Raw genomic sequence first — 23050 nt, 5'->3', positions numbered from 1 at the left:
TAGGGAAATGGTGCACCCAGAGCGATTCGAACGCCCGACCCTCAGATTCGTAGTCTGATGCTCTATCCAGCTGAGCTATGGGTGCGTGGAGAGGCGCTGTTAGAGGCATCTTTGCGGTCGCGCAAGTGCGTTGCGCGAAGGTTTTCGTCGGCATAGAGCATAAGGCGATGAACAGCCCCCTCCCCCTTGCTCGCGCCGCCTGCCTGCTCGTGTCATTCGCGCTGGGCGGATGCGTCGCGCAGACTTCCAGTCGCTATCCCTCGCTACTGCCGCGCGCGATCGAGTCGCGCAGCGATGCCGAGCCGGACGTCCTCGTCGGCTTGGCCGAGTCCGATTCGACCGTCGATGCCGCCCTGCCCGAGCTTCGCGCAACGATCGCGGCCGCCATCGCCGATTTTGCGAAGGCCGCACAGACCGCCGACCGGCTCGCCAGCACGGCGCAGGGCGATTCGGTCGGCGGCGATCGCTGGATCGCGGCACAAACCGCAATCGCCGAACTGGACGGCTACCGCGCGACGCTGTCGTCGGCGGTGACCGATCTCGACACGCTCGCGCTCAACCGCGCGGCGGAGGGCAAGCCCGACTATCCCGCGCTCACTGCCCTGCACGCGACCGCCCAGGCCGCATTTGACGAACAGGCGGCGCGGATTACCGCGATTTCCGATCGTCTGCCCGCCGCTTAGCGACCGACCTTGAGCAGCGGCAGGATCGTCGAATAATCGTCGGTCCACGGCGTAAAGTCAGGGCGCGTTTTCACCGGTAGCCACGAGGCGTCATAGGTCTTCAGGACCCGAAGCGCTTGCCGATCACGCGAAAGGGCGATCCACAACGACTGGGTCGCGGCTGCGGTATCGCTGGGGCCAGGCGTGTAGGCCAGCTTGGCCGCATGCCACCCGCCATCCCTCGCCGCCGCCGCGACGACCGGCTCGAGATCGAGGAAGCGGTTCGAGATGTGGACCAGCAGCAGACCGCGCGGAGCCAGGACACGGCCGTACAGCGCGAACGCTTCGCGCGTCATCAAATGCATCGGCACCGAATCGGATGAAAATGCATCGAGCGCGAGCAGATCGAGCGAGGCGTCGTGCTCGCGCACAAGGTTCAGCCGCGCATCACCGAGCACGATCCGCGGGTTTGGCAGACAGCGCGACAGGAAGCTGAACTGCCCGGTATCGCGTGCAATCCGCACCACGGTCGGGTCTATCTCGTAGAAGCGCCAATCCTGCCCCGGCCGTGCATAGCAAGCGAGCGTGCCGGCCCCCAGCCCGACCACTCCGACGCGCGCACGCGCACCGTACAGCGTTGGGAGCGCCAGCATCGCCTGACCGACCCCAGATCCCGGCACGTAATAGGCGGTCGGGGTCCGCTCCTTGTCGGACGAACCGCGCAGCTGCGTGCCGTGCACCGTCGTGCCGTGCGCCAATTTCCGCTGCGTCGCGTTGCCACGCACGGTATAGATGCCGAAATAGCTGCGCGTGCGCGCGCCGGGTTCGAGCGAGATCCGCACGGCATGATAGCCGCCGAACGCAATCAGCGACCCGAGCATCACGATCCCGAACGCGCGGCGCGACCCGATCGCGACCAGCCCGATGCAGAGCATCACAATCAAGGCAACTTGCTGTATCGAGCCGACGCTGTCGGTCGGGCCGGAAAGAGTGATCACCGTCGCGACCAGGCCGGACACCGCGATTGCCACGCAATAGAGTGAAATTCGCCCACGCTGCGTATTGCCTTCCCACAGCCGCCGCACCGGGCCGATCAGATATTTCTGCGGCATCAAAATGCCCGCCAGCAGCAGCAAGATGGGATATTCGTAGGTCCAGTCGAACACCAGCGGGGCGATCAGCGCGGCAAACACGCCGCCGAGCGCGCCGCCGACCGACATCGCCAGATAAAAACCGGTCAGCCGGTCAGGCTCGGGCCGGATACGATAAAGCCCGGTATGCAACGCGACCGACAGCAGAAACAACAGCGCCAGCGCCATGATCGCGCCGAGCAGCGGGATCGCCGACAATCCGCCGACCAGCAATCCGCCGAACAGCAAGAGACCGATCGGTGCGATCCGCGTCTGGATGTCGGCGGTCATGCGCTCGGTCGCGAAAGCGATCGTGAAGCTGAGCAGATACAGGCCGAGCGGCAGCACCCACAGCAGCGGCATCGCGACGATGTCGGTGGTGATCAGCGTCGAGGTCGCCAGCATCAGCCCCGAGGGCACGAAGGCAAGTAGCACCCAATGCGCAATCCGCCCGCGCGTCGGCGGTGGTGAAACAGCCACGGGTTCGGCGGCAACCACGCCACCACGCGGCAGCGTCGCAGCGCACAACGCCACGAGAAGCGCGACAAGGATATAGCCGCTGCTCCACAGGATACGCTGGCCGTACAGCGCCATCCCGGGTTCGACGAACAGTGGGTAAGCGATCAGCCCGGCGAAACTGCCGAAGTTCGAGGCTGCGTACAGCGCATACGGATTCGCATCGGCGCGCGACAAGCTGAACCAGCGTTGCAGCAGCGGCGCCTGCGCCGAGATTGCGAAAAACAGCGGCCCGATCGAAATGCCGAGCAGATACGGTACCCAGATTGCGGGCTGCGCGGTCGGCGACAGGTCCATCGCTTTCAGCCCGATCGGCAGCCACAGCGCCGCGACGAGCAACACGCCGAGATGCATCATGCCCTGCGTGCGCGGGCTCAGCCGCCCGAGCCAGTGCGCATAAGCATAACCGCCCAGCAGCAACGCCTGATAGACCAGCATCGCCGAATTCCACACCGCCGAGGCACCCCCCAGCCGCGGCAAAGCCATCCGCGCAACCATCGGCTGGACGAGGAACAGCAGGAACGAACCGGCGAGAATCGTCAGCATGAACAACGGGCGCGCGAAGCGTGCGGACATCAGGCAGGCCTGTATGGTGAAGGACGGGTGATGCGATAGAGGATGTGGCGCTTGAGCGGGCTGTCATCGGCCACGCCCGGGTGATCGAAATCCTCGTCCGGATAGCGCGTCATGCCGAGCCGCTCCATCAGCCTCCAGCTCCGCGTATTGGCAAGGACAGTGATCGCGGTGATGCGCGGCGCGTCCAGATTCGCCCAACCCCAGGCGAGGCTCGCCGCTGCGGCTTCACGCGCATAGCCCTGCCCCCACGCGTCGTGGCGCAACCGCCAGCCGATCTCAATTTCGCCATCGAGGAAAGCGTAGCCGGGCTGCAATCCGCAAAAGCCGAGGAAGGCGCCATCGGCCTTACGCTCGGCCGCCCAGAAGCAATAGCCGTGCTCGCTTTGTCGCGCGACCATCCGATCATAGCCGGCGCGTGCATCCGCCATCGTCGCCGGCGGCCCGAGATAGCGCATCACGTCCGCATCCTGCCCCATCGCATGAAACGGCACGATATCGGCCTCACGCCACCCGCGGAGGATCAGGCGTTCGGTCTCGATCATGCCGGTCGCAAAATTTCGTACAGAACGGTGCGGCGCAGCGGATCGCCTTCGGCAAAATTCGGATGGTCGAAATCGCCGCCGGTGACACGGTCCATGCCGAGCCGCTCCATCAGCATCCGGCTCTTCGCGTTGCGCGCCGCGGTTATCGCAACAATGCGGTCTTCGGCCAGGTTCGCCCAGGCCCAGTCGATGCTGGCAGCGGCCGCCTCCTTGGCAAAGCCTTGCCCCCAATACGGTACGGCCAGCATCCAGCCAATCTCGAGCACGCCTTCGATCGGCGACCCCGGATTACCGCGCTTCAGGCCGCAAAAGCCGATCACCGCGCCATCTGCGCGCCGCTCGACTGTCCAGAAGCCGATCCGTTCGTGACGAAAACTGTCGTGCCGGGCGAGCGTCTCGTCGCTGGCCGCCGCATCCTTCACCGGCGCGAGATCGGCCATCACCTGCGGGTCCGCCCACATCGCATGCAACGCGGGCCGGTCAGATGGGTCGGGCACACGCAGCCGCAGCCGCGCCGTCTCCACAACCGCGTCGATCATTTTCCCAGCAGCCGCGCAGCATGCGCCGCGTGATAGGTCAGCACCCCCGAACAGCCCGCGCGCTTGAACGCCATCAGCGTCTCCAGCACCATCGGATCGCGCTCGGCCGCACCCGCCGCAACCGCCGCCTCGATCATCGCGTACTCGCCGCTGACCTGATAGGCGAACACCGGCACTTCGAACGCCGACTTCACGCGTGCGACGATGTCGAGATACGGCAAGCCCGGCTTGACCATCACGCTGTCCGCACCCTCGGCGAGATCGAGCGCGACTTCGCGCAAAGCCTCCTCGGCATTGGCCGAATCCATCTGATAGGTCTTCTTGTCGCCCTTCAGCAGCCCGCGCGAGCCGACCGCATCGCGGAACGGGCCGTAGAAGGCGCTGGCGTACTTCGCGGCATAGGACATGATCTGGACATTGTGATGCCCTGCCCCCTCCAGCGCATCGCGGATCGCGCCGATGCGACCGTCCATCATGTCCGACGGCGCGATGATATCCGCCCCCGCCGCCGCCTGATTGAGCGCCTGTGCGACGAGCACTTCGGACGTCGCATCGTTCATCACATAACCGGCGTCGTCGATCAGCCCGTCATGCCCATGCGCAGTGTACGGATCGAGCGCGACGTCGGTCAGCACGCCGATCTCGGGCACCGCGTCTTTCAACGCGCGCACGGCGCGGCACATCAGATTGTCGGGGTTGAGCGCTTCCTCGCCGCCCGCGCTGCGCAGATGCCCCGGCGTGTTGGGGAATAAGGCGATGCACGGAATCCCGAGATCACGCGCTTCCTTGCCCCGCGCGACAATCCCGTCGACCGACCAGCGCGATACGCCGGGCAGGCTAGCGATCGGCTCCTCCACCCCCGTGCCGTCGGCGATGAACAACGGCCAGATCAGATCGGCGGGAGTCAGCACCGTTTCGGCATGGAGACGGCGGCTCCAGGCGGAGGCGCGAGTACGGCGAAGGCGGAGGGCGGGATAGTGTGCGGTCATGGTCGCGACTTGTGATGGATCGGCATGGGGGACGCAAGCGTTACGCAGCCGAAATCCTTGAGCCGCCCCCTCCCCCGACGAAAGCCTATTGCCGATGCGCGTGATCAAATCCGCCGCGATGATTGTCAACGCCAAGTCCCGCAAAGGGCAGGATCTGTTCGAACACGCCTGCGCTGCAATGAAAGGCCTGCCCTTTCCGGTCGATGCGCATGCCGTCCATGACCCCAAGGATCTCGAAGCGACGATGGATGCGGCGCTTGCCAGAAAGCCCGATCTGATGATCCTCGGCGGTGGCGACGGGACGGTCAGCGGGCTGGTCGACAAGCTCGTCTCGACCGACATTGCGCTCGCAGTTCTTCCGCTCGGCACCGCGAACAGCTTTGCCCGCACACTCGGGATACCGCTCGACATCGATGGCGCAATCGGTGTCATCGCCGGCGGGCATTTCAAGCGAATCGATCTCGGCATGATCGACGACGATTATTTCGCCAATGGTGCCGCGATCGGTATCGCGCCGCAAATCGCGCAGAGCATTCCGCATAATCTTAAGAAATATCTCGGTCGCGTGGGCTATCTCGGCTGGGCAGCGTGGGAGTTTTTGCACTTCAAGCCGTTCACGTTGATCATCGGTGAAGGTCCCAGCGAGCGCCGGATCGCTGCAGTCGAGGTGCGCATTTCGAACGGACCCTATCACGGCGGCACCGAAGTCAACGACAAAGCCGCGGTCGATAACGGCGTCATCGTCGTCCAGGCGGTGACGGGCCATGTGAAGCGCCGCCTCGTCAAGAATTGGGCGGCGTCGCTGCTGCGGCTCGACGCGCGGCATGAGACGACCGAGGAGTTCATCGGCACCAGCTTGCGCATCCGTACCGAGCCGCCGCTGCCGATTTCGATCGATGGCGAAGTGCTCGCCACCACCCCCGTCACCGCGCGCATTGCGGCGGGGGTCATCGAGGTGATGGTGCCTGCCCCCGAAGCGGCCGCCTAACTCGCCGGGTGCAGCCGCCCGACCGGTTCGCCGTCCCCGCCCTGTTCGGGCGGGGCTTCGGGCGGCACGACCATCCGCTGCGCGCGCCATCCGCCGTAGCGGTAGTACCACGCCGCCATCGCCAGATTGGCGAGCGAACCGAGCGGGAAGCTCCACCATAACGAATCCGCGCCGAGGCTGTGTTCGAACGCGAGCGCGAAACCCAAACGCACCGGGAACAGCGACACGATCAGCATCGTCAGCGGCGCCCACACCGCGCCATTGGCGCGCACGGTCGAGAACAGCACCATCGTCATGCCGAACACGATGAAGTTCCAGCTCGCCAGCACCTGAATATGGCGCGCGATCGGGATTGCCGGGCTGTCACTGCCGAGGAACACCGCCATCACCGGGCGATCGAACGCGATGATCGCGACCACCATCGTCGTGGTGATGAGCGCACTGAACAGGATGCCGGAGCCTGTGATCCGATCGACCCGGTCCCACAGCCCCGCGCCGATATTTTGCGCCGCCATGCTGCTCACCGCCGCACCGACGGCGAGCGCGGGCATCTGGACATAACCCCATAATTGCATCGAAACGCCGTACGCCGCGCTGGTATCGACGCCGTAGCGGTTGACGAGGCCGGTCATCGCCAGCGCCGCCAGCGAGACGACGAGCATCTGCGCGCCCATCGGCAAACCCTTGGCCAGGATCGTTCGCGCCAGCGCCGCACTGGGGATCAGCCACGTGATTTCATGCCCGCGCAACCGGATCGGCAAATCGCGCACATAGACATAAGCGAGCAGCCCGAACGCGGCGACATACGAAGCAATCAGCGTGGCAGTCGCCGACCCGGCAATCCCCAATGCCGGCATGCCGAACCAGCCGCGGATAAAGATCGGGTTGAGCCCGCTGTCGAGCGCGACGCTCAGCACGGTGAACCATAAGGGCGTGACCGAATCGCCAATGCCGCGCAGCGCCATGCTGAGCAGCACCAGCAACATCGATGCCGGCAGGGCGAGGAAAATGACGCGGAGATAGGCGAGCGCCAGCGGCATCACGCTCGGCGGCGTTGCCAGCGCGTGCAGGATAGCGGGCGCGAAGATCCATCCGAGCGTCGCGATCACCACCGCGCCGCTCATCACGATGCCGATCGATGCGCCGAACGCGCGCCGCGCCGCCTCGACATCGCGTCGTCCCATCGATTGGCCGATCAGAATGGTCGAGGCCATGCCGAAGCCGAACACCGCGGCGAACATCAGGAACATGATCGTGTTGGCGTTCGCCGTCGCCGACACCGCGCTCTCGCCCAGAAACCGCCCGACCCAAATCGTGTTGATCGACCCGTTTAGCGATTGCAGAATGTTCGAACCGAGCGTGGGGAGTGCGAAGGCGAGCAGCGTCGCGGCGATCGGGCCGGTGGTGAGGTCGCGCTGGCCGGGACGAGTGGGTGCGCCAGTGCGCGTTGGAGACGTTGCCATCGTTGCTCTTATCCCGCCCTTACGTATTCGTCACCCCAACCGCGCCAGCGCCGCGCTCAGCCGCTCGGCCTCGGCGGCCTTGTCGGCATGATCGGCACGCGCTTTCTCGACCGCTTCGGGTTTGGCGCGCTCGACAAAGCTCGGGTTACCGAGCCGCCCGGCGAGCGCATCGCGTTCCTTCGCCGCCGCCTCGATGCCCTTGATCAGGCGCGCGCGTTCGGCGGCGATGTCGATGACCCCTTCGAGCGGAAGAACGAAGGTCGTCGCATCGACCACGACCTGCAACGCCCCGCCGCTCGGTGCCGCTCCGGTCGCAACATCGATCCGCGCCAGCCGCGCGATTGCAGCGGTCTGCCGTTCGATCCTCGCGGTGGTCTCGGACGATGCGTCGAGTACATGCACCGCCATCCGCACACCCGGCGCGATACCGAGCTCGTTGCGCGCGGCACGCACCTCGCTCACCAGCCGGATCAGCCAGTCGATTTCCTTGCTCGCTGCGGGATCAATCGATTGCGCGTCAGCCATCGGCCACTGCGCGACGATCAGATCGTTCTCGCGAGCGCCCATCGCGTGCCACAATTCTTCGGTGATGAACGGCATGAACGGGTGAAGCAGCACGAGGATCTGGTCGATCACCCAACCGGCGACCAGCTTGCTCTCGGGATCGATGCTGCCCTTTTCGTCGCCGTCGAACACCGGCTTGATCAGCTCGAGATACCAGTCGCAAAACCGGCTCCACACGAACTGATACACCGCATTCGCCGCGCCATCGAAGCGCAGATCGGCGAGCGCGAGGTCGACCGCCTGAACACACCCGATCGTCTCGGCGATGATCCATTTGTTGACCGCGAGCGTCGCGTCCGGCGCAATCGCCGAACTGCTCGCGCCGATCCCGTTCGATTGCGCGAAACGGCACGCATTCCACAACTTGGTCGCGAAGTTGCGATAGCCCTCGACGCGCTTCTCATCCATCTTGATGTCGCGGCCCTGGCTTTCCATCGCCGCCATGAAGAAGCGCAACGCGTCGGCGCCGTATTTGTCGATCAACCCGAGCGGATTGACGACATTGCCCTTCGACTTGGACATCTTCTGCCCGTCCGCCGCACGGACGAGGCCGTGCAGGTAGAGTTTCTTGAAGGGCACATCCTTCATGAAATGAAGGCCCTGCATCATCATGCGGGCATCCCAGAAGAACAGAATGTCGAAGCCCGAGATGAGCACGTCATTGGGATAGCGGCCGTGGAGCGTATTGAGCCCCTCCCCTTCAGGGGAGGGGTTGGGGTGGGGCCGTCCCGCGAGCGCAGGCTCGGTGAGACGGAGAGGCCCCACCCCTTGCCCCTCCCCTGAAGGGGAGGGGTAAGAAGAATCCGGCCACCCCATCGTCGCGAACGGCCACAGCGCGGAGGAGAACCATGTGTCGAGCACGTCGTTATCCTGCCTCAGCGCTACGCCCTTACCGGCCTGCGCCTGGGCATCGGCCTCGGTCAGCGCAACATGGATCGACCCGTCCTCGGCAAACCAAGCCGGTATCCGATGCCCCCACCAAAGCTGCCGCGAGACGCACCACGGCTGGATATTCTCCATCCAGTTGAAATACGTCTTTTCCCACGTCTTGGGCACGATCTCGATCGCGCCCGAGCGCACCGCCTCGATCGCCGGTTTCGCGAGCGTTGCCGCATCGACATACCATTGATCGGTCAGCCACGGCTCGATCACCACGCCCGAGCGGTCGCCGTACGGCGTCTGAATCGTGCGCGGCTCGGCGTCGTGCTCCTCGCCGTCCTTGTCGATGTGCGGGATCAGGAAGCCCTCGGCCTTCAACTGCGCGACCACAGCCTTGCGCGCCTCGGCCGTGGTGAGGCCAAGGAACACGTCGGGGATCAGCTCGTCCGCAACCTGCACCACCTGCGCCTTGGCATCGAGCATATTGAGCATCGCGCCCGCCGCGATCCCGGCCCGCTTGCCGACTTCGAAATCGTTGAAATCATGCCCCGGCGTGATCTTCACCGCGCCCGAACCCAGCTCGGGATCGGCATGGTCGTCGGTGATGATCGGAATCAGCCGCCCGGTAATCGGCAGCCGCACCTGCTTGCCGACGAGATGCGTGTAGCGTTCATCCGCCGCATTCACCGCCACCGCCATGTCGGCGAGCATCGTCTCGGGCCGCGTCGTCGCGACTTCGATGAAGCCCGATCCGTCGGCGAGCGGATAGCGCAGCCGCCAGAAGCTGCCCTTGATCTCGCGCGTTTCAACCTCGAGGTCGCTGATCGCGGTGCCGAGGCCGGGATCCCAATTGACCAGCCTTTTGTCGCGGTAGATCAGCCCTTCCTTGTGCAGGTCGACGAACACCTTGAGCACGGCCTTTGAAAAGCCCTCGTCCATCGTGAAGCGCTCGTTCGCCCAATCCATCGAACAGCCAAGGCGGCGGAGCTGCTGCGTAATCTCGCCGCCGCTCTCTTCCTTCCACGCCCACACTTTTTCGACGAACTGCTCGCGCGTATAGTTCGTGCGCTTGTCCTGCCGCTCGTTCAGCTGCCGCTCGACCACCATTTGCGTGGCGATCCCGGCGTGATCGGTGCCCACCACCCACAACGCATCCTTGCCCTGCAACCGCGCGTGGCGCGTCAGGATGTCCTGCAAAGTATTGTCGAGCGCGTGCCCGATGTGCAGCGAGCCCGTCACGTTGGGCGGCGGGTTGACGATCGTCCACGGCTCGGCACCGGGGCGGTCGGGGTGGAACAGCCCTTCCGTTTCCCAATGCGCGTACCAGCGCTGTTCGATTTCGGCGGGGTCGAAGGTTTTGGCGAGTTCGGTCATAATGCGGAGGCTTTAGCCATGACATCCGCATTCGTCACCTCGGACTTGTTCCGGGGTCCACCGTGCAGCAAACAATGCGCCAGAGCATCCACCGGTATAGCCAGCCGCCTGGTGGACCCCGGCACAAGGCCGGGGTGACGGATTGTTATTTGGCCCCGGTATATTTCCCCATCCAGCCCAGCACTTCGCCATACCATTGGCGGCTTTCCTTGGGCTTGGTCACCCAATGGCTGCCGCCCGGAAACACCACCAGCCGCGACGGAATGTCGCGACGTTGCAGCGCGGTGAACGCGGCGATCCCCTGCGTATAGGGAATGCGGTAATCGCCCTCGCTGGTGAGGACGAGCTGCGGCGTCTTCCACGCGGTGACGTAGTTGACGGGGTTCCATTTCTCGAACGCGGCGGGGTCCTCGAAATAGGCCTTGCCGCCATGTTCCCACTCGTCGAACCACAATTCTTCGGTCTCATACGCCATCGCGCGGGCGTCGAACACGCCGTCATGCTGGACGATGCATTTGAAGCGATCGGGCCAACGCCCCTCGATCCAGTTCATCATGTAGCCGCCATAGGACGCGCCGAGCGCGCAGGCATTGTCCTTGTCGAGCCAGTCGAACTTGGTCGTCGCCGCGTCGAGGCCCTTTTGCAGATCCTCGAGCGGCCAGCCGCCCCAATTGCCCCGAATATCGTCGCTGAACTTCTGGCCGTAACCGGTCGACCCGTGGAAATCGACCGCGACCAGCCCGTACCCTGCCCCCGCAAACACCGCCGGGTTCCAGCGATATGACCAGCTGTTGTTGCTCGACCCTTGCGGCCCGCCATGCACCATGAAGGCGATCGGCACCTTTCCGGTGCTACCCGCAGGCTTCACTGCATAGCCCCAGACGGTATCGTTGTTCGCGCCGGTGAAGTTGAAACGCGTAACGGTCGGCATCTCGACGCCCGCTAGCTTCGCCGCATTGACCGACGTCAGACGCGCCGTCTTCTTGCCCGTCAGCACATAGAAATCGTCCGGCGCGGTGAGCGAATTCATCGCGAACACCACCCCCTTGGCGGTCGGCACGACGGCGGAGACATTGCCCTCGGCGGTCAACCGCGTGACCTTGCCGCTCGCGGGCGACACCGACCAGATCGGCGTTTCCTGCGTGTCCTCGGCCGTGACGAAGATCGTCCTTGAATCGGGTGCCCAGGCGATCGACCCGACCGAGCGATCCCAGCTTTCGGTCAGCGCCGTAACCTTGCCGCTCGCCAGATCGCGCAGCATCAGCACTTGCCGGTCGGCTTCATAGCCCGGCCGCTTCATCGCGAACCAGGCGAGCGATTTGCCATCGGGCGATGCGGTGGGCAGGTTGTCCATCCCGTCATTCGCATCGGTCAGATTGGTCGGCGCGGCAGAGCCATCGGCGGGGACAGAGAAAATGTCGAGGTTGGTCGACAGTGGCTCGATCCGCCCCGCCTCGCGCAGCGCGAAGAAAACGGTCTTGCCATCCGCGCTCCACGACACTTCCTCAGCCCCGCCGAACGGCTTGGACGGCGCGTCGCCGACCAGTTTCCCCTCGATCGCCACGCCGTTGCCGGTCGCACTGCTCGCGGTCAGCGGCAGCACGAACAATTGCGAGCGCGTCCCGTCCGACCAGCTCGCCCAATGCCGCACGAACATCTGGTCGTAAACGCGAGCATTGCCGGCGTTCGCGTCCTTTTTGACCATCGCCGGCTCCAGGCTCGGCGCGCCCGGCAAGCGGTCGGCCCAGACGAGGAGTTTGTCCCCGCTCGGCGAAACCTTGAAGCCGCCCATCCCGCCCTTGAACTGCGTCAGCCGCGTCGCCGCGCCGCCAGCGATGCCGACCGACCACACCGCATCGTCGCCGCCTTTGTCGGACTGGAAATAGACCGTCTTGCCGTCGTTGGAGAATTGCGGCGCGGTCTCATTCACCTCGGCCTCGGCGGCGAGCTTCTCGGGCGCGGCACCCGTCTTGGTGAGATCAAGCCGCCACACATCGAATCGCCCGCCATCAATCGTCAGATCGGCCTCACGCTGCTGCCACACCAGCCAATGCCCGTCGGGCGATACCGCGGGAGACGAGACGCGCGACAGCGTGGAGACATCGTCGATGGTGAGTTGGCGAGCGACCGCGGGGGCTGCGATGCCAAAAGCGAAGGGGGCGGCCGTCAAAGCGGTCGCGGCAAGAAGTCTGTTCATGCCGCCGAGTTACAGCAGAACCCCGCCCTTCCCGCAACCACGCTTACTTGTTGGTGATGCGTTCGATTTCGCGCGCGACCATCGTCTCGACCATCGGCGGCAAATTGGCATCGAGCCAGTCACGCAACATCGGGCGGAGCATCTCGCGTACCATCCCCTCTAGCGTATCCGAACCCGCGACCTCGGGCTTCACGATCATGCGCGACAAAGCGTCGAGCGGGCCGCGCGTCGCGACGGCCGTCCGCTCCGACAGGATCGAATCGGCAGGCCCGGCAATAGGGGGTGGAGCTACGGCAATCGAAGCCTCTGCCTGCGCCGGAACAGGATGATCCGGCTCGGGCTCGGGCGCAGGTTCGCTCAGTTCGAGGATCTCGTCATGACCGAACGGCGCCGGGTCGGAGCGCGCGGGCAGTGTCCGCGCCGGGCGCTTGGCGCGACCGGGTGCCGCGTCATTCTCCTCGGCGATGATCCGTTTGATCGACGAAAGGATGTCCTCCATCGACGGCTCGGCGCTCAAATCCCCCATCGACCACACCCTCGTCAAAGTCCGTCACCGCCGATCAGCGGTTCTTTGTCGCCTCACCTGCGGTAATCGGCGCGCTCCTGTCAACGCCTCCATTCAGAATCGGATCGAGCGGACGCGTGACTTGCGACCCTTGCGCCTGCGTCGCATTGGTCCGCGTGCCGGTGATAATCGGATCGGGATCGGACGCGAAGTCCCAAATATTGTTGCGCACGCGCTTCGCATTCACGCTCGGATCGTACAGCGGACCGCCCTCAAGCCCAAGGTCGCGGGCCTCGGCCTTGCCCATTGCGGCGAGCAGCGCAAAGCCGGCAACATAGGCGTCACGACGCGCGGTCACCAAGGTTACCTGCGAATTGAGCAATTCCTGCTCGGCATTCAGAATGTCGAGGATGGTGCGGTTCCCGACGCTGTTTTCGGCGCGCACGCCTTCCAGCGACAGTTTGTTCGCGTTGACCGCAATTTCGCTCGACGCGATCACCTGCAGCGATGATTGCCACACGGCATGAGCCGATCGTGCCTGCGCGACGACGGCACGTTCAGCCTCGGTGACTTGCTCAAGCGCCTGCGCGCGACGCTCCTGCGCTTGGCGAATCCGCGCCGACGGCGCACCGCCCTGGTACAGCGGCAAGGTGAAACGCAGACCGAGTTGGGCCGAGCGATCATATTGCGTGGCGGCGACGTTTGGGCTGAAATTGCCAAGCGACCCGAAATAATTGGTATAGCTGCCGCCGGCAAAGGCATCGACCTTGGGCAGACGGCTCGCATGGGCAACCTTGACGTCGTACGCGCTCGCGTCGCCATTCTTCTGCGCGGCCAATAAATTTGGATTATCCGACAACGCGATGTCCACGGCAGCTTCCGGGTCCGACGGCAAATTGGGCAAAGGCGGCGGGGTGTCGAGCGTCGCGGGCGCGGAACCGACCAACCGAATGAAACTCTCCCGGCTGCTGATGAGGCGCGCTTCGGCGGTCTGCAACTGGCCGCGCGCGATCGCCGATCTTGCATCGGACTGTGCGACATCGGTCCGCGTCAAATCGCCAACCTGGAAGCGATCCTGCGATGCCCGCAAATTGACTTCGAGGACCTTCACATTCTGCCGATTGAGCGCAACGATCGCTTCATCGCGGATCACGTCCATATACGCCCCGACGACCGCCGAAAACAGATCGGCCTCGGTCCCGCGCAGTGTGGCCTGGCCGCCCTGCACGCGGATATCGGCCGCGGCGATCCCGTTCTTCACTGCGCCACCGGCATATAGCGAATAGGTAAGGTTGGCTTGCGTCTGCGACGTGCGCGCGGGCGCGGTGAAAGAGGTCACCGGCAGCACGACCGCCTCGGTGTAACTGCTTTGCAATTGTACGCCAGGAAAGGCGCTGGCGCGCGCGATCGGTACATTCTCGTCGATCGCGCGGACATTGGCCCGCTGTGCGGCAAGCGTCGGGTTGGTCTTATACGCTTCGAGCAGCGCCTCACGCAGCGTGTCCGCCGACGCCAGAGCAGGGGCCACGCCCAGCGCTAGCAGCGCTGTACCGGTCAGGAATGGAAGAGATCGCATCGCTCGCAGCTCTTTTTTCGCGTTAGAAGGTAAAGGTGCGCGGCCGCGCGAAGCCGGGCAGCGTCACGCAGTCAATGTCGGCAAAATCCAGCAGACCAAAGCCGCCTGCGGTGCGTCGCCCCGCGCTCAGCCGAGTCACGCCACGATCCAGAATCCCCGCAACGACGCGTCCACCGACCGCGACCTGTTCGATCAATCCCGCCGGAATTTCTTCGACCGCACCATCGACGACAATCACGTCATATGGCGCGCCGGGGGCATGACCTGCCTCAAGCGGGCCTTCGATCACCGTAACCGCAGCGACATCCGCCAGCGCTGCGCGCGCAAAGCCGGCCAACGTAGGATCACTCTCGACCGCGACGACCTCGGCAACCAACGCAGCGAGCACTGCGGCGGTATAGCCCCCCGCCGCGCCAATCAGCAGCACGCGGTCGCTGGCGCGGAGTTCCGCCTGAGTCAGCAAACGCCCGGTCGCGATCGGCACGTTCTGCGCGCGACCATGTCCGAGCGGAACCGCGGTGTCGCGATACGCGACCGACGCCAGTTCGGCCGGCAGAAACGCCTCGCGTGCAACGGTGTCCATCGCGGCCACAACGCGAACGTCGCTCACCGCATTGGTGCGCAATTGGCTTGCCACCATCGCGTGGCGCATCGCCACAGACTCCGAATCGCGCATATTCAGTTTCATTGTGCCACCTTTATCGGACACCCGGTTTCGCACAACTGTTTTAGGTATGCAATACACCGATTGACGAAGATCGCTTCTATCGCGCTGCAGCGGGTTCGCCAAGCGAGCGATCGCCGCATTTTTACAGGTGGTGGTTGACAGTGGGGGCCGTCCCTTGCATCTGCCGCGCCTCGCAAAGCATTGAGGCCCGATGGCGGAGTGGTGACGTAGAGGACTGCAAATCCTCGCACCCGGGTTCGATTCCCGGTCGGGCCTCCAATTTTGCTGGATTTGACCATAAAGCCGTCAGGCTCCGGTTAACGCGCGTTCCAATATGGCGATGAAGGGCTTATCGGCCGGCGGCATCGCCAGGCGGTGCAAGGCGGAGGGCGCGTGCCACGCCAGCGCCGCCGCATCCAGTGCCTGGGGTTCGCCCGTCCAGTCACGGCATCGGTACAGCAGCAACAGCAAATGCCGGTCGGCGAGCGGTTCGCTGGCAAAAGTCAGCGGACGCAGCGCGCCTTCCGCGACGGTAATGCCCAGTTCTTCGGCGATCTCCCGCACCAGCGCAGCCTCGGGCGTCTCGCCCGCCTCGACCTTGCCGCCGGGAAATTCCCACAAACCTGCCATCTGCTTGCCTGCGGGGCGTTGCTGCACCAGCACCCGCCCCGCCTGATCGATCAGGGCCACGGCGACGACGAACAGGCTGGCTTGGGTGACGGCTTTAGCCATTCGTTAACGCTCCTCCTTTAGATGTAGCGGCCTTGGATTATTCACGGGCGGAACCCGCATGATCGTTGGGACACTGAAACGACTGCTGGGTAACAAACGGGGTGGGACCGCGATCGAATATGGCCTGATCGCGGCGCTCATCGTCATCACGATGGTGGTCGCCTTCATCGAAGTCGCCAATACCACCACCGGCATGTGGGGCAACGTCAACAACAAGATGGAAGCTGCGCGCGCGAGCGTGTGAAAATCCACCCCTAAAAAAAGTTCCGAGCTGTTTAAACTTTTCTCAACCCTGCTCTCCTACACCAGCGAATGTTGGTCCGGTCCTCCGGTCCGACCGGGTACTGAAGCAACCACCACTGGAGACCGGACATGAAGACCATCCGCAATTTCATTAAGAATTCCAAGGGCGCGACCGCCATCGAATACGGCCTGATCGCAGCGCTGATCGCAGTTGCCGCCATTGCAGCGATGCAGGGCCTGGGCAACCAGCTGAAGACCACGTTCACCAACGTTTCGTCGAACATGAAGGCTACGTAAGCTTCTTACGATACCCCTCTAAAGATCGGGCGGCGAACCTTTCGGTTCGCCGCCCTTTTTTGTCGTAACGCTCGCCGCCGCGCTTAAAGGCGCCCCATCGCCAGGAACTTTTCGCGCCGCCCGCGCCGCAGTTGCGCCGGATCCTGGCCGTCGAATTTCGCCAGCGCCGCCGCAATCGCGTCGCCCAGCGTCGCAATCGCCGCCGCCGGGTCACGCTGCGCACCGCCCAGCGGTTCGGGCACGATCGTATCGATGATGCCGAGGCCCTTCAGATCCTGCGCCGTCACCTTCATCGCCTCGGCCATCTCTGCTGCTTTGTCAGACGTGCGCCACAGAATCGACGCCCCAGCCTCGGGCGAGATCACCGAATAGATGGCATGTTCGAACATCAGCACGGTATTGGCCGCCGCAAGCGCGATCGCACCGCCCGAACCGCCCTCTCCCACGATTGCTGCGACCATCGGCACGCCGAGCGACAGGCATTGCTCGGTCGAGCGCGCAATCGCCTCGGCCTGGCCACGCTCTTCGGCCTGAACCCCCGGAAACGCACCCGACGTATCGACCAGCGTTACCACCGGCAGACCGAAACGGTCGGCAAGCCGCATCAAACGGATCGCCTTGCGATATCCCTCGGGCTTTCCCATGCCGAAATTGTGGCGCAGGCGGCTTGCGGTGTCGTCGCCTTTCTCATGCCCGATGACGAGGATGCGTCGCCCGCGAAAGGTCGCAAAGCCGCCCAGGATCGCCTGATCGTCGCCAAACGCGCGGTCGCCGGCCAGCAGCATGAAATCGTCGAACAGCCCGGCGACATAATCCTTGAAATGCGGCCGCTCACCGTGGCGCGCGACTTGCGTTTTCTGCCACGGCGTCAGGCGCAAATAGGTGTCGCGCAGTAATTTGTCCGATTTCGCCTGCAACCGCCCGACCTCGGACGCAATGTCGACCGTCCCCTCGGCGGCGGTTTCGCGCAGTTCGTCGATCCGGCCTTGCAGCTCGGCGATCGGTTTTTCAAAGTCGAGGAAGCTTGCCATAGGCCGGGGCGGTTAGGCCCCGCGCTTGCGCGCGTCAACGCGCGCGGTCGCTTCGGCGAGTGGATGGCGAGCATTGACCAGCTCGACCAGCCGACTCGCGTCGACATGCGTGTAGATTTCGGTCGTTGCGATGTCGGCATGGCCGAGCATCGCCTGGAGCGCGCGCAAATCGGCACCCCCCGCCAGCAAATGCGTCGCAAAGGCATGCCGCAGGACATGCGGGCTGACGCGTTCGGGCGGAATGTCGGCCTCGGCGGCAAGCCCCTTCAGCAATTGATAAAGCCGGATACGACTGAGATGGCTCTTGCCCGAGGGGAACAGCCACGGGCTCTCCGGCGGGACGTGCGCCCGCCACAGCGCGACTGCGGCGCGCGCGCGGTCGGACAGCGGCACCAGCCGCTCGGTGCCGCCCTTGCCGCGCAGGATCAGATACGGACGGTCGGGCGCGATGGCACGGCGTGGCAGCGACACCAATTCGGTCGCGCGCAGCCCCGATCCGTAGAGCAGTTCGACCAGCGTGGAGAGCCGCACATCATTCGGGTCGGGCGGATCGCGGGCGATTCGCGCGGCAATGGCGTCAAACAGCCGGTCGATATCGGCGATGTCGAGAATCTTGGGCAAGCCACGCGATGCCCCGGGCCGCGGCAGCGCCGCACCGGGATCGTCGGTGCGCAGCCCTTCATCGGCCAGAAACGCAAAAAACCGGCGCAGCGCCGCCGCTTTACGCGCGACGCTCGCTTTCGACAGTGCCAGCCATTCGCCACCCAGCCGCGCAAGGTCTTCGGGTGCCGCGACGCTCAACCTTCCATGCAGAAAGCCCGACGCCAGCGCGAGATCGCTGCGATACGCCGCGATCGTGTTCTTCGCCGCCCCCGCCTCCGCCGCCATCATCTCCAGGAAACGGTCGATCAGCGCGCGATCCTCGCTCGCTGGCAGCATGCCGCTCAAAGCCCGAGCGACATCCGGCTGATCGCCTCGACTGCGACCATCCGCGCCTCGCCCGGCATGCCGACCGCCTGCAGCGCGCTGCAGATGTGATAGACCGTTTCGGGCGCGACGCCGTGCCACAGCCGCGTCTGCATCCCGATCGCGGCGAGCAAAACGACGGTCCCCGGCTCCTGATCACGCGACGCCTGCTGGATCGCGCGGGTCCAGCTATCCTCATCCGCGATGCGCACGCCGAGCGATCGCGCTTCGCTCTCAATGTCGTTCGCGCTCATCCGGCCGGTCCCGGCGGCACCTGCAAAAAACATGCGTTGCTTCAGGGCTTCGGGATCGTTTGCACCGGCATAGGCACCGATATCGGCGGTGCTCAGCGCCGGTGCTGCCGGATCGACCAGCGTCAACATCGCCCACGCATTGCTGCCGCGCGCCGCTGCCTCGCGCCAGCGAAGTGCACGCGGATCGAACCCGACGCTCAGCATCGACGCCACGAGGCGATCGACATCGGGCTCCTTCAGTGTTGTCGTAATGCGTGCCGCCGCCCCCGCCGTCAGCACCAATCGCGCGTAGCGCGCTTCATACGTCTTCGGTTCGTCCCACAGCCGCTTCAGTGCGTCGGCGCGCCCCGCGGCGTCGGGCGCTTCATAGGCGGCGCGCAGATCGCGCGCGATACCGACCTCGGCCAGCGACTGGTCGTCATCGCCCTCGATCGCGCTGTAAAGATCGACCAGCGCCGCGCCCGACAAGATCCCGCGTGCCGCCGCCAGTTCGGCGACCGCCGCCCGGACATGCGGTTCAAGCGCAGGCGACAACGCGCGCCAGCCTTGCACCGCGCTGGAGCCCGTCGCCAACACCGTCGCGGGAATTTCGACTCCCGTCGCGGTGGCAAGGCCATAGCGCCACGCCGTCAGCTGTTCGACGCCGTCCCACTCGATCGTCACGGCCTGACGCCCGCTCTGTCCGGCGCCCGCGACCTTCTGCGCCAGCAACAAGTCGATCCCGCCAGCCAGACCCGAGCGACGCGCCGCGGCGATCATCGGTTGCGCGCGCGCACCCATCCCCGACAGACCGGTGCACATCGCCTGCGCCAGCACCCAGCCGCGCTCGCGCCGCAGCGTCGCGCCGGCATCGACCATCGGGCACAACGCCGCCGGGTCGCCGGTTGCGAGCGCCGCCTGCATCGCCGCCTCGAACAGTTTGGGGGTGTAATTCTCACTGTCGACGGCTTGCGCCATGGCCCGCGCCGCGACCGATTCGCCCATCCGCGTCAGCAGCCACGAACGTTCCGCCGCGAAATCCGCGCCGTTCACCCCGCGCGGCGTGTCGACCCGCGCGAGCAACGCACGCCGCAGCGCAATCGATACCCAGCGCGACGCGATCGGTGCGTTCAGGCGGCGCATCAAGGTTTCGAGATAGCGGCCATCCGCACGCCCGAAGGCGCGCGGGCCCATCGCGCCCTCGGCCGGCCCCGCCGCGCCAACACGGGCGAGCGAGCGCTTGGCATAATCGGGCATATCGGCGCGCACGAAGGCCGCAAAGTCGGTTGGGGCGGGTGGCGTCGCCATGGCGGTTGGGGTCGCGCCCGAACTGGGGGGAGCGAGTGGTGCCTCCACCGCGCCGGGTAGCACAGGCGCAGGCGCTTGCGGCACGGCCACGGTTGGCTGCGCCACCGGCGCTGGCGTCGTCGGCCGCGGACGCGCGGCCTGCGTCGGCGCAGGCGTCGGCTCGCCAAAGCCCGGCGGCAGGATCGATTCGGGCTTATCCTGCCCGAGCGCGGGAATCGCCAGGCTCGCCGCCGCGATCAGCGGCAGCGCGGCCAGTACGATCTTATTTCTGGAGATTCGCAACCGGCACGGCCTTTTCGACATGCTTCAACGGCTTTTCATGCGCGATCGCCGACAGGCCGAACAGCACGCCCGCCAGCACGACCACGACGACAAGAACCAGCACGAGCAATCGGGACATAAGCGAGGGACCTGTTACAAAACATTCGGGGCGGCGCCCGCACAGGCCTTTTGCCCGAGACGCGCCTGCGCTGTATAGCCCCGACAACGATGTTGCAAAGCCCTGCCCCCCCTCAACCCGAAACGCCGAAGTGGAACGGCCAGCCGATTGTGCTGGTGGGCCTGATGGGCGCGGGCAAATCGACCGTTGGGCGCCGCCTTGCGACGCGGCTTGGCCTGCCCTTTGTCGATGCCGATACCGAGATTGAGGCGGCGGCCGGCATGTCGATCCCCGATATCTTTGAACGCTTCGGCGAACCCTATTTCCGCGACGGCGAACGCCGCGTGATCGCGCGGCTGATGAACGGCGAGAAACGCGTGATCGCCACGGGCGGCGGCGCGTTCATCGATCCCGACACGCGCGCGGCGATCCTCGCGCGCGGTTTTGCCGTGTGGCTCGATGCCAAGCCCTCGGTGCTCGCCGACCGCGTCTCACGCCGCGACACGCGGCCCTTGCTGCGCGGGCGCGATCCGCTCGCCGTGCTTGAGGACCTGGCGCGCGTGCGCAACCCGTTCTACGCGCTGGCGCCGTTACGCGTCTCCAGCCAACGCGCGCCGCACGACGCGACGGTCAACACCATCCTGAAAGCCCTCGGCCAGTTATGACGACAATTCCGGTTTCGCTGGGTGCGCGCAGTTACGATGTGGTGATCGAAGCGGGGCTCCTCGCGCGCGCCGCTGACTGGCTTGCGCCACTGTCGCGCGGGCGGACGATGGCGATCGTCACCGACGCGAATGTCCTGCCGCACCTCGCCACCCTCCAAGCCGCGCTAACCACCGCCGGCGTGGCGAGCGAAGCGATCGTGCTGCCGCCGGGCGAATCGACCAAGAGCTGGGCGCAGCTCGAGGCGCTGACCGACCGGCTACTCGATCTCGGCGTCGAGCGCGGCGATCATGTCATTGCGCTCGGCGGTGGGGTGATCGGCGATCTGGTCGGCTTTGCGTGCAGCATCCTGAAGCGCGGCTGCGGCTTCGTGCAAATCCCGACGACTCTGCTCGCGCAAGTCGATTCGTCGGTCGGCGGCAAGACCGCGATCAACGCGCGGGCGGGCAAGAACCTGATTGGCGCGTTCCACCAGCCCGCTTTGGTGCTGATCGACCCGCAAGTGCTCGACACGCTGCCGCTGCGGCAAGTCCGCGCGGGTTATGCCGAGGTCGTCAAATACGGCCTGATCGACGATCCGGTGTTTTTCGCGTGGTGCGAGGCGAATGCCGCCGCGCTGATTGCGGGTGACCCGGCGGCGCGCGAACATGCCATCGCGCATTCGGTCGCCGCCAAGGCGCGCATCGTCGCCGAGGACGAACGCGAGACGACCGGCGCGCGCGCTTTGCTCAATCTTGGCCATACCTTCGGCCATGCGCTGGAGGCCGAGGCGGGCTTTTCTGACCGGCTGCTCCACGGCGAGGCGGTTGCGGCGGGGATGGCACTGGCGTTCGGCTATTCCGCCGCGCACGGCCTTGCGCCAGCGGCAGATGCCGAGCGGGTGGCGGCGCATTTGCGGGCGGTTGGCTTGCCCGATGGCGTGGCGGCGGCGGGGATCGATGCGGACGGCGAGACGCTGGTCGGCCACATGTTGCATGACAAGAAGATGGATGCGGGGACGCTGCCCTTCCTGCTGGCGCGCGGGATTGGCGGCACGTTTTTGGACAAGTCGGTCGAGCTCGCCGACGTGCGGACGTTTCTGGACGCTGGTTAAGCTTCCCCCCATTCACGCTTCCCCAAGGCCGGGGCCCAGTTGCGAGCGGCTATTTGGAGAGCGCAGGCCTAACCCGATAAACCTCCGCGACTGGGCCCCGGCCTTCGCCGGGGAAGCGCATTGTTAGAAGGTAATCCCATGCCCCAAGGCATCGCCAAGGCGAACCTCCCGACCAAGACCTGCCCGGTCTGCGAGCGCCCCTTCACGTGGCGCAAGAAATGGGCGCGCGATTGGGAGAAGGTCGTTTATTGCTCGGACCGGTGCCGCAAGACCGGGCTCTAGCCTGTTGGAGATGCCTGTTTTTGTGGCTAAAGTCACACAGAGTCGCACCATCACGCGGGTTTTCTTGGCTCCCGCGGCAGGATGAGTTCGACGGTTTGAAAGAGCGGACCGCGAGCATGACAGGCTGGCGCGATGTAGGACAGTGCGAAGGACCGAACGTGGGTGGTCAGCGGACATTGTCCTCCGGCTATGCATTCGGCATAAGGACGGGGTGCTAAAGGTTCACTCCGCTCCGCTGGTCAAGCCTAATCCCCAGTTCGGTAAGGAGTTGGTCTACTGGCTTGGGCCTGCTGGCGACCATAGCATCCCGTTCAGGCAAGCATTGGATGAGATCACGTCGATTATTGCGCACGCCAAACCGTCCGCGCTCGACCTCCCTCTCTATGAAGAGGGCGAGGATTTCGTGGAGGGAGAATTACATTTCGGCGACGATATTGTCAGCGTATACTATGAGTATTCTTTGGGCTATCTCCTGCTCGGGAGCAGCGACGCCAGCGCGCTTGGCGAGATCGAATTCCTCACCCGCGCGATCACGAAGGTAGCGTAGGTCCGGTTCTGTGAAGGATATCGGATGCCGGCAGGCGTACGATATCCTCCAAAGCAGGAAGCCGCGGGCCACGCGTGCTGACCTATGGGGATTTCGGTTTTCGCCGCGT

Annotated in this window: 23 protein-coding genes and 2 tRNA genes; 9 read left to right on the top strand and 16 right to left on the bottom strand. The window is 65.1% G+C overall.

All coding sequences use genetic code 11. The features are described 5' to 3' along the window. Positions 1-8: 8 nt before the first annotated feature. A tRNA-Arg gene (locus IEV62_RS09505) sits at positions 9-85 on the bottom strand. Between the two features lie 82 nt (positions 86-167). Between IEV62_RS09505 and IEV62_RS09500 the strand changes: the two genes are divergently transcribed. Further along, positions 168-683 (top strand): hypothetical protein, encoded by a 516-nt coding sequence (locus tag IEV62_RS09500; RefSeq protein WP_188446848.1) that lies wholly within the window; start codon positions 168-170, stop codon positions 681-683. Here the strand turns inward: IEV62_RS09500 and IEV62_RS09495 are convergent. Genes IEV62_RS09495 through hemB form a run of 4 tightly spaced genes read right to left on the bottom strand, consistent with a single transcriptional unit; the run spans position 680 to position 4954 of the window. Then, positions 680-2884, bottom strand: a complete 2205-nt coding sequence (locus tag IEV62_RS09495; RefSeq protein WP_188446846.1) for a fused MFS/spermidine synthase — start codon at positions 2882-2884, stop codon at positions 680-682. The two genes, IEV62_RS09500 and IEV62_RS09495, sit on opposite strands and share 4 nt — an antisense overlap. Next, complete coding sequence (locus IEV62_RS09490; protein WP_188446844.1) at positions 2884-3426, bottom strand: GNAT family N-acetyltransferase; 543 nt, start codon at positions 3424-3426, stop codon at positions 2884-2886. The genes IEV62_RS09495 and IEV62_RS09490 overlap by 1 nt, the downstream gene beginning before the upstream one ends. After that, a complete protein-coding gene (locus IEV62_RS09485) occupies positions 3423-3965 on the bottom strand; it encodes a GNAT family N-acetyltransferase (protein ID WP_188446842.1) in 543 nt (180 codons plus the stop codon). The genes IEV62_RS09490 and IEV62_RS09485 overlap by 4 nt, the downstream gene beginning before the upstream one ends. Continuing rightward, entirely contained in the window at positions 3962-4954 is a 993-nt protein-coding gene (hemB, locus tag IEV62_RS09480; RefSeq protein WP_188446840.1) for a porphobilinogen synthase, read from the bottom strand. Before hemB ends, IEV62_RS09485 begins: the two co-directional genes overlap by 4 nt. Before the next feature lie 94 nt (positions 4955-5048). On the opposite strand from hemB, the gene IEV62_RS09475 reads away from it, so the two are divergent. Continuing rightward, on the top strand, positions 5049-5942 hold the full coding sequence (locus tag IEV62_RS09475; protein WP_188446838.1) for a diacylglycerol/lipid kinase family protein: 894 nt from the start codon (positions 5049-5051) through the stop codon (positions 5940-5942). On the opposite strand, the gene IEV62_RS09470 is transcribed toward IEV62_RS09475, so the two are convergent. The 6 genes from IEV62_RS09470 to IEV62_RS09445 all read right to left on the bottom strand — a co-directional run bounded on the left by IEV62_RS09470 (position 5939) and on the right by IEV62_RS09445 (position 15188). Next, the gene (locus tag IEV62_RS09470; protein ID WP_188446836.1) at positions 5939-7405 is read right to left on the bottom strand and encodes an MATE family efflux transporter; all 1467 of its coding nucleotides are present in this window, start codon (positions 7403-7405) and stop codon (positions 5939-5941) included. The genes IEV62_RS09475 and IEV62_RS09470 overlap by 4 nt on opposite strands. A gap of 30 nt (positions 7406-7435) precedes the next feature. Continuing rightward, a complete protein-coding gene (locus IEV62_RS09465; protein ID WP_188446834.1) occupies positions 7436-10222 on the bottom strand; it encodes a valine--tRNA ligase in 2787 nt (928 codons plus the stop codon). 145 nt (positions 10223-10367) lie between these two features. Next, positions 10368-12419, bottom strand: coding sequence for a S9 family peptidase (locus tag IEV62_RS09460; RefSeq protein ID WP_188446832.1), 2052 nt, complete (start codon positions 12417-12419; stop codon positions 10368-10370). Positions 12420-12462: 43 nt separating this feature from the next. Next, positions 12463-12945, bottom strand: a complete 483-nt coding sequence (locus IEV62_RS09455; RefSeq protein ID WP_188446830.1) for a DUF2497 domain-containing protein — start codon at positions 12943-12945, stop codon at positions 12463-12465. Positions 12946-12979: 34 nt separating this feature from the next. Then, positions 12980-14500, bottom strand: a complete 1521-nt coding sequence (locus tag IEV62_RS09450) for a TolC family outer membrane protein (protein WP_188446828.1) — start codon at positions 14498-14500, stop codon at positions 12980-12982. Between the two features lie 22 nt (positions 14501-14522). Next, a complete protein-coding gene (locus tag IEV62_RS09445; RefSeq protein WP_188446826.1) occupies positions 14523-15188 on the bottom strand; it encodes a protein-L-isoaspartate O-methyltransferase family protein in 666 nt (221 codons plus the stop codon). Between the two features lie 184 nt (positions 15189-15372). Here IEV62_RS09445 and IEV62_RS09440 point away from each other — a divergent pair. Continuing rightward, positions 15373-15446 (top strand) — tRNA-Cys (locus tag IEV62_RS09440). A gap of 27 nt (positions 15447-15473) precedes the next feature. On the opposite strand, the gene IEV62_RS09435 is transcribed toward IEV62_RS09440, so the two are convergent. Beyond that, positions 15474-15899, bottom strand: coding sequence for a (deoxy)nucleoside triphosphate pyrophosphohydrolase (locus IEV62_RS09435; RefSeq protein WP_188446824.1), 426 nt, complete (start codon positions 15897-15899; stop codon positions 15474-15476). 58 nt (positions 15900-15957) lie between these two features. Between IEV62_RS09435 and IEV62_RS09430 the strand changes: the two genes are divergently transcribed. Beyond that, complete coding sequence (locus IEV62_RS09430) at positions 15958-16143, top strand: Flp family type IVb pilin (protein WP_188446822.1); 186 nt, start codon at positions 15958-15960, stop codon at positions 16141-16143. 128 nt (positions 16144-16271) lie between these two features. Next, on the top strand, positions 16272-16439 hold the full coding sequence (locus IEV62_RS09425; RefSeq protein ID WP_188446820.1) for a Flp family type IVb pilin: 168 nt from the start codon (positions 16272-16274) through the stop codon (positions 16437-16439). Positions 16440-16522: 83 nt separating this feature from the next. Here IEV62_RS09425 and IEV62_RS09420 read toward each other — a convergent pair whose 3' ends face one another. From IEV62_RS09420 to IEV62_RS09405, 4 genes are read right to left on the bottom strand one after another with little or no spacing between them, the layout of a single operon-like run. Continuing rightward, positions 16523-17470, bottom strand: a complete 948-nt coding sequence (locus tag IEV62_RS09420) for an acetyl-CoA carboxylase carboxyltransferase subunit alpha (protein WP_188446818.1) — start codon at positions 17468-17470, stop codon at positions 16523-16525. A 12-nt stretch (positions 17471-17482) separates the two neighbouring features. Further along, positions 17483-18409 carry a tyrosine-type recombinase/integrase gene (locus IEV62_RS09415; RefSeq protein WP_188446816.1) on the bottom strand — a complete coding sequence of 309 codons (927 nt, stop codon included), beginning with the start codon at positions 18407-18409 and terminating at the stop codon, positions 17483-17485. Between the two features lie 5 nt (positions 18410-18414). Beyond that, positions 18415-20259: a hypothetical protein gene (locus tag IEV62_RS09410; RefSeq protein WP_188446814.1), complete on the bottom strand. Its 1845-nt coding sequence runs from the start codon at positions 20257-20259 to the stop codon at positions 18415-18417. After that, positions 20240-20377 (bottom strand): hypothetical protein, encoded by a 138-nt coding sequence (locus IEV62_RS09405; protein ID WP_188446812.1) that lies wholly within the window; start codon positions 20375-20377, stop codon positions 20240-20242. Before IEV62_RS09405 ends, IEV62_RS09410 begins: the two co-directional genes overlap by 20 nt. Positions 20378-20466: 89 nt before the next feature. Here IEV62_RS09405 and IEV62_RS09400 point away from each other — a divergent pair, with 89 nt between their 5' ends. From IEV62_RS09400 to IEV62_RS09385, 4 genes are all read left to right on the top strand, one after another. Continuing rightward, positions 20467-21021 carry a shikimate kinase gene (locus tag IEV62_RS09400; RefSeq protein WP_188446810.1) on the top strand — a complete coding sequence of 185 codons (555 nt, stop codon included), beginning with the start codon at positions 20467-20469 and terminating at the stop codon, positions 21019-21021. Continuing rightward, the gene (gene aroB, locus IEV62_RS09395; protein WP_188446808.1) at positions 21018-22112 is read left to right on the top strand and encodes a 3-dehydroquinate synthase; all 1095 of its coding nucleotides are present in this window, start codon (positions 21018-21020) and stop codon (positions 22110-22112) included. The genes IEV62_RS09400 and aroB overlap by 4 nt, the downstream gene beginning before the upstream one ends. 138 nt (positions 22113-22250) lie before the next feature. Further along, positions 22251-22394, top strand: a complete 144-nt coding sequence (locus IEV62_RS09390; protein ID WP_188446806.1) for a DUF2256 domain-containing protein — start codon at positions 22251-22253, stop codon at positions 22392-22394. 211 nt (positions 22395-22605) lie between these two features. Then, on the top strand, positions 22606-22941 hold the full coding sequence (locus IEV62_RS09385) for a hypothetical protein (RefSeq protein ID WP_188446804.1): 336 nt from the start codon (positions 22606-22608) through the stop codon (positions 22939-22941). The last annotated feature ends 109 nt before the right edge of the window (positions 22942-23050 follow it).

Source organism: Sphingomonas psychrolutea (assembly GCF_014636175.1).
GTDB classification, from domain to species: domain Bacteria; phylum Pseudomonadota; class Alphaproteobacteria; order Sphingomonadales; family Sphingomonadaceae; genus Sphingomonas; species Sphingomonas psychrolutea.
Note: the sequence above shows the minus strand (reverse complement) of the source record. Positions and strands in the feature narration are given on the sequence as shown.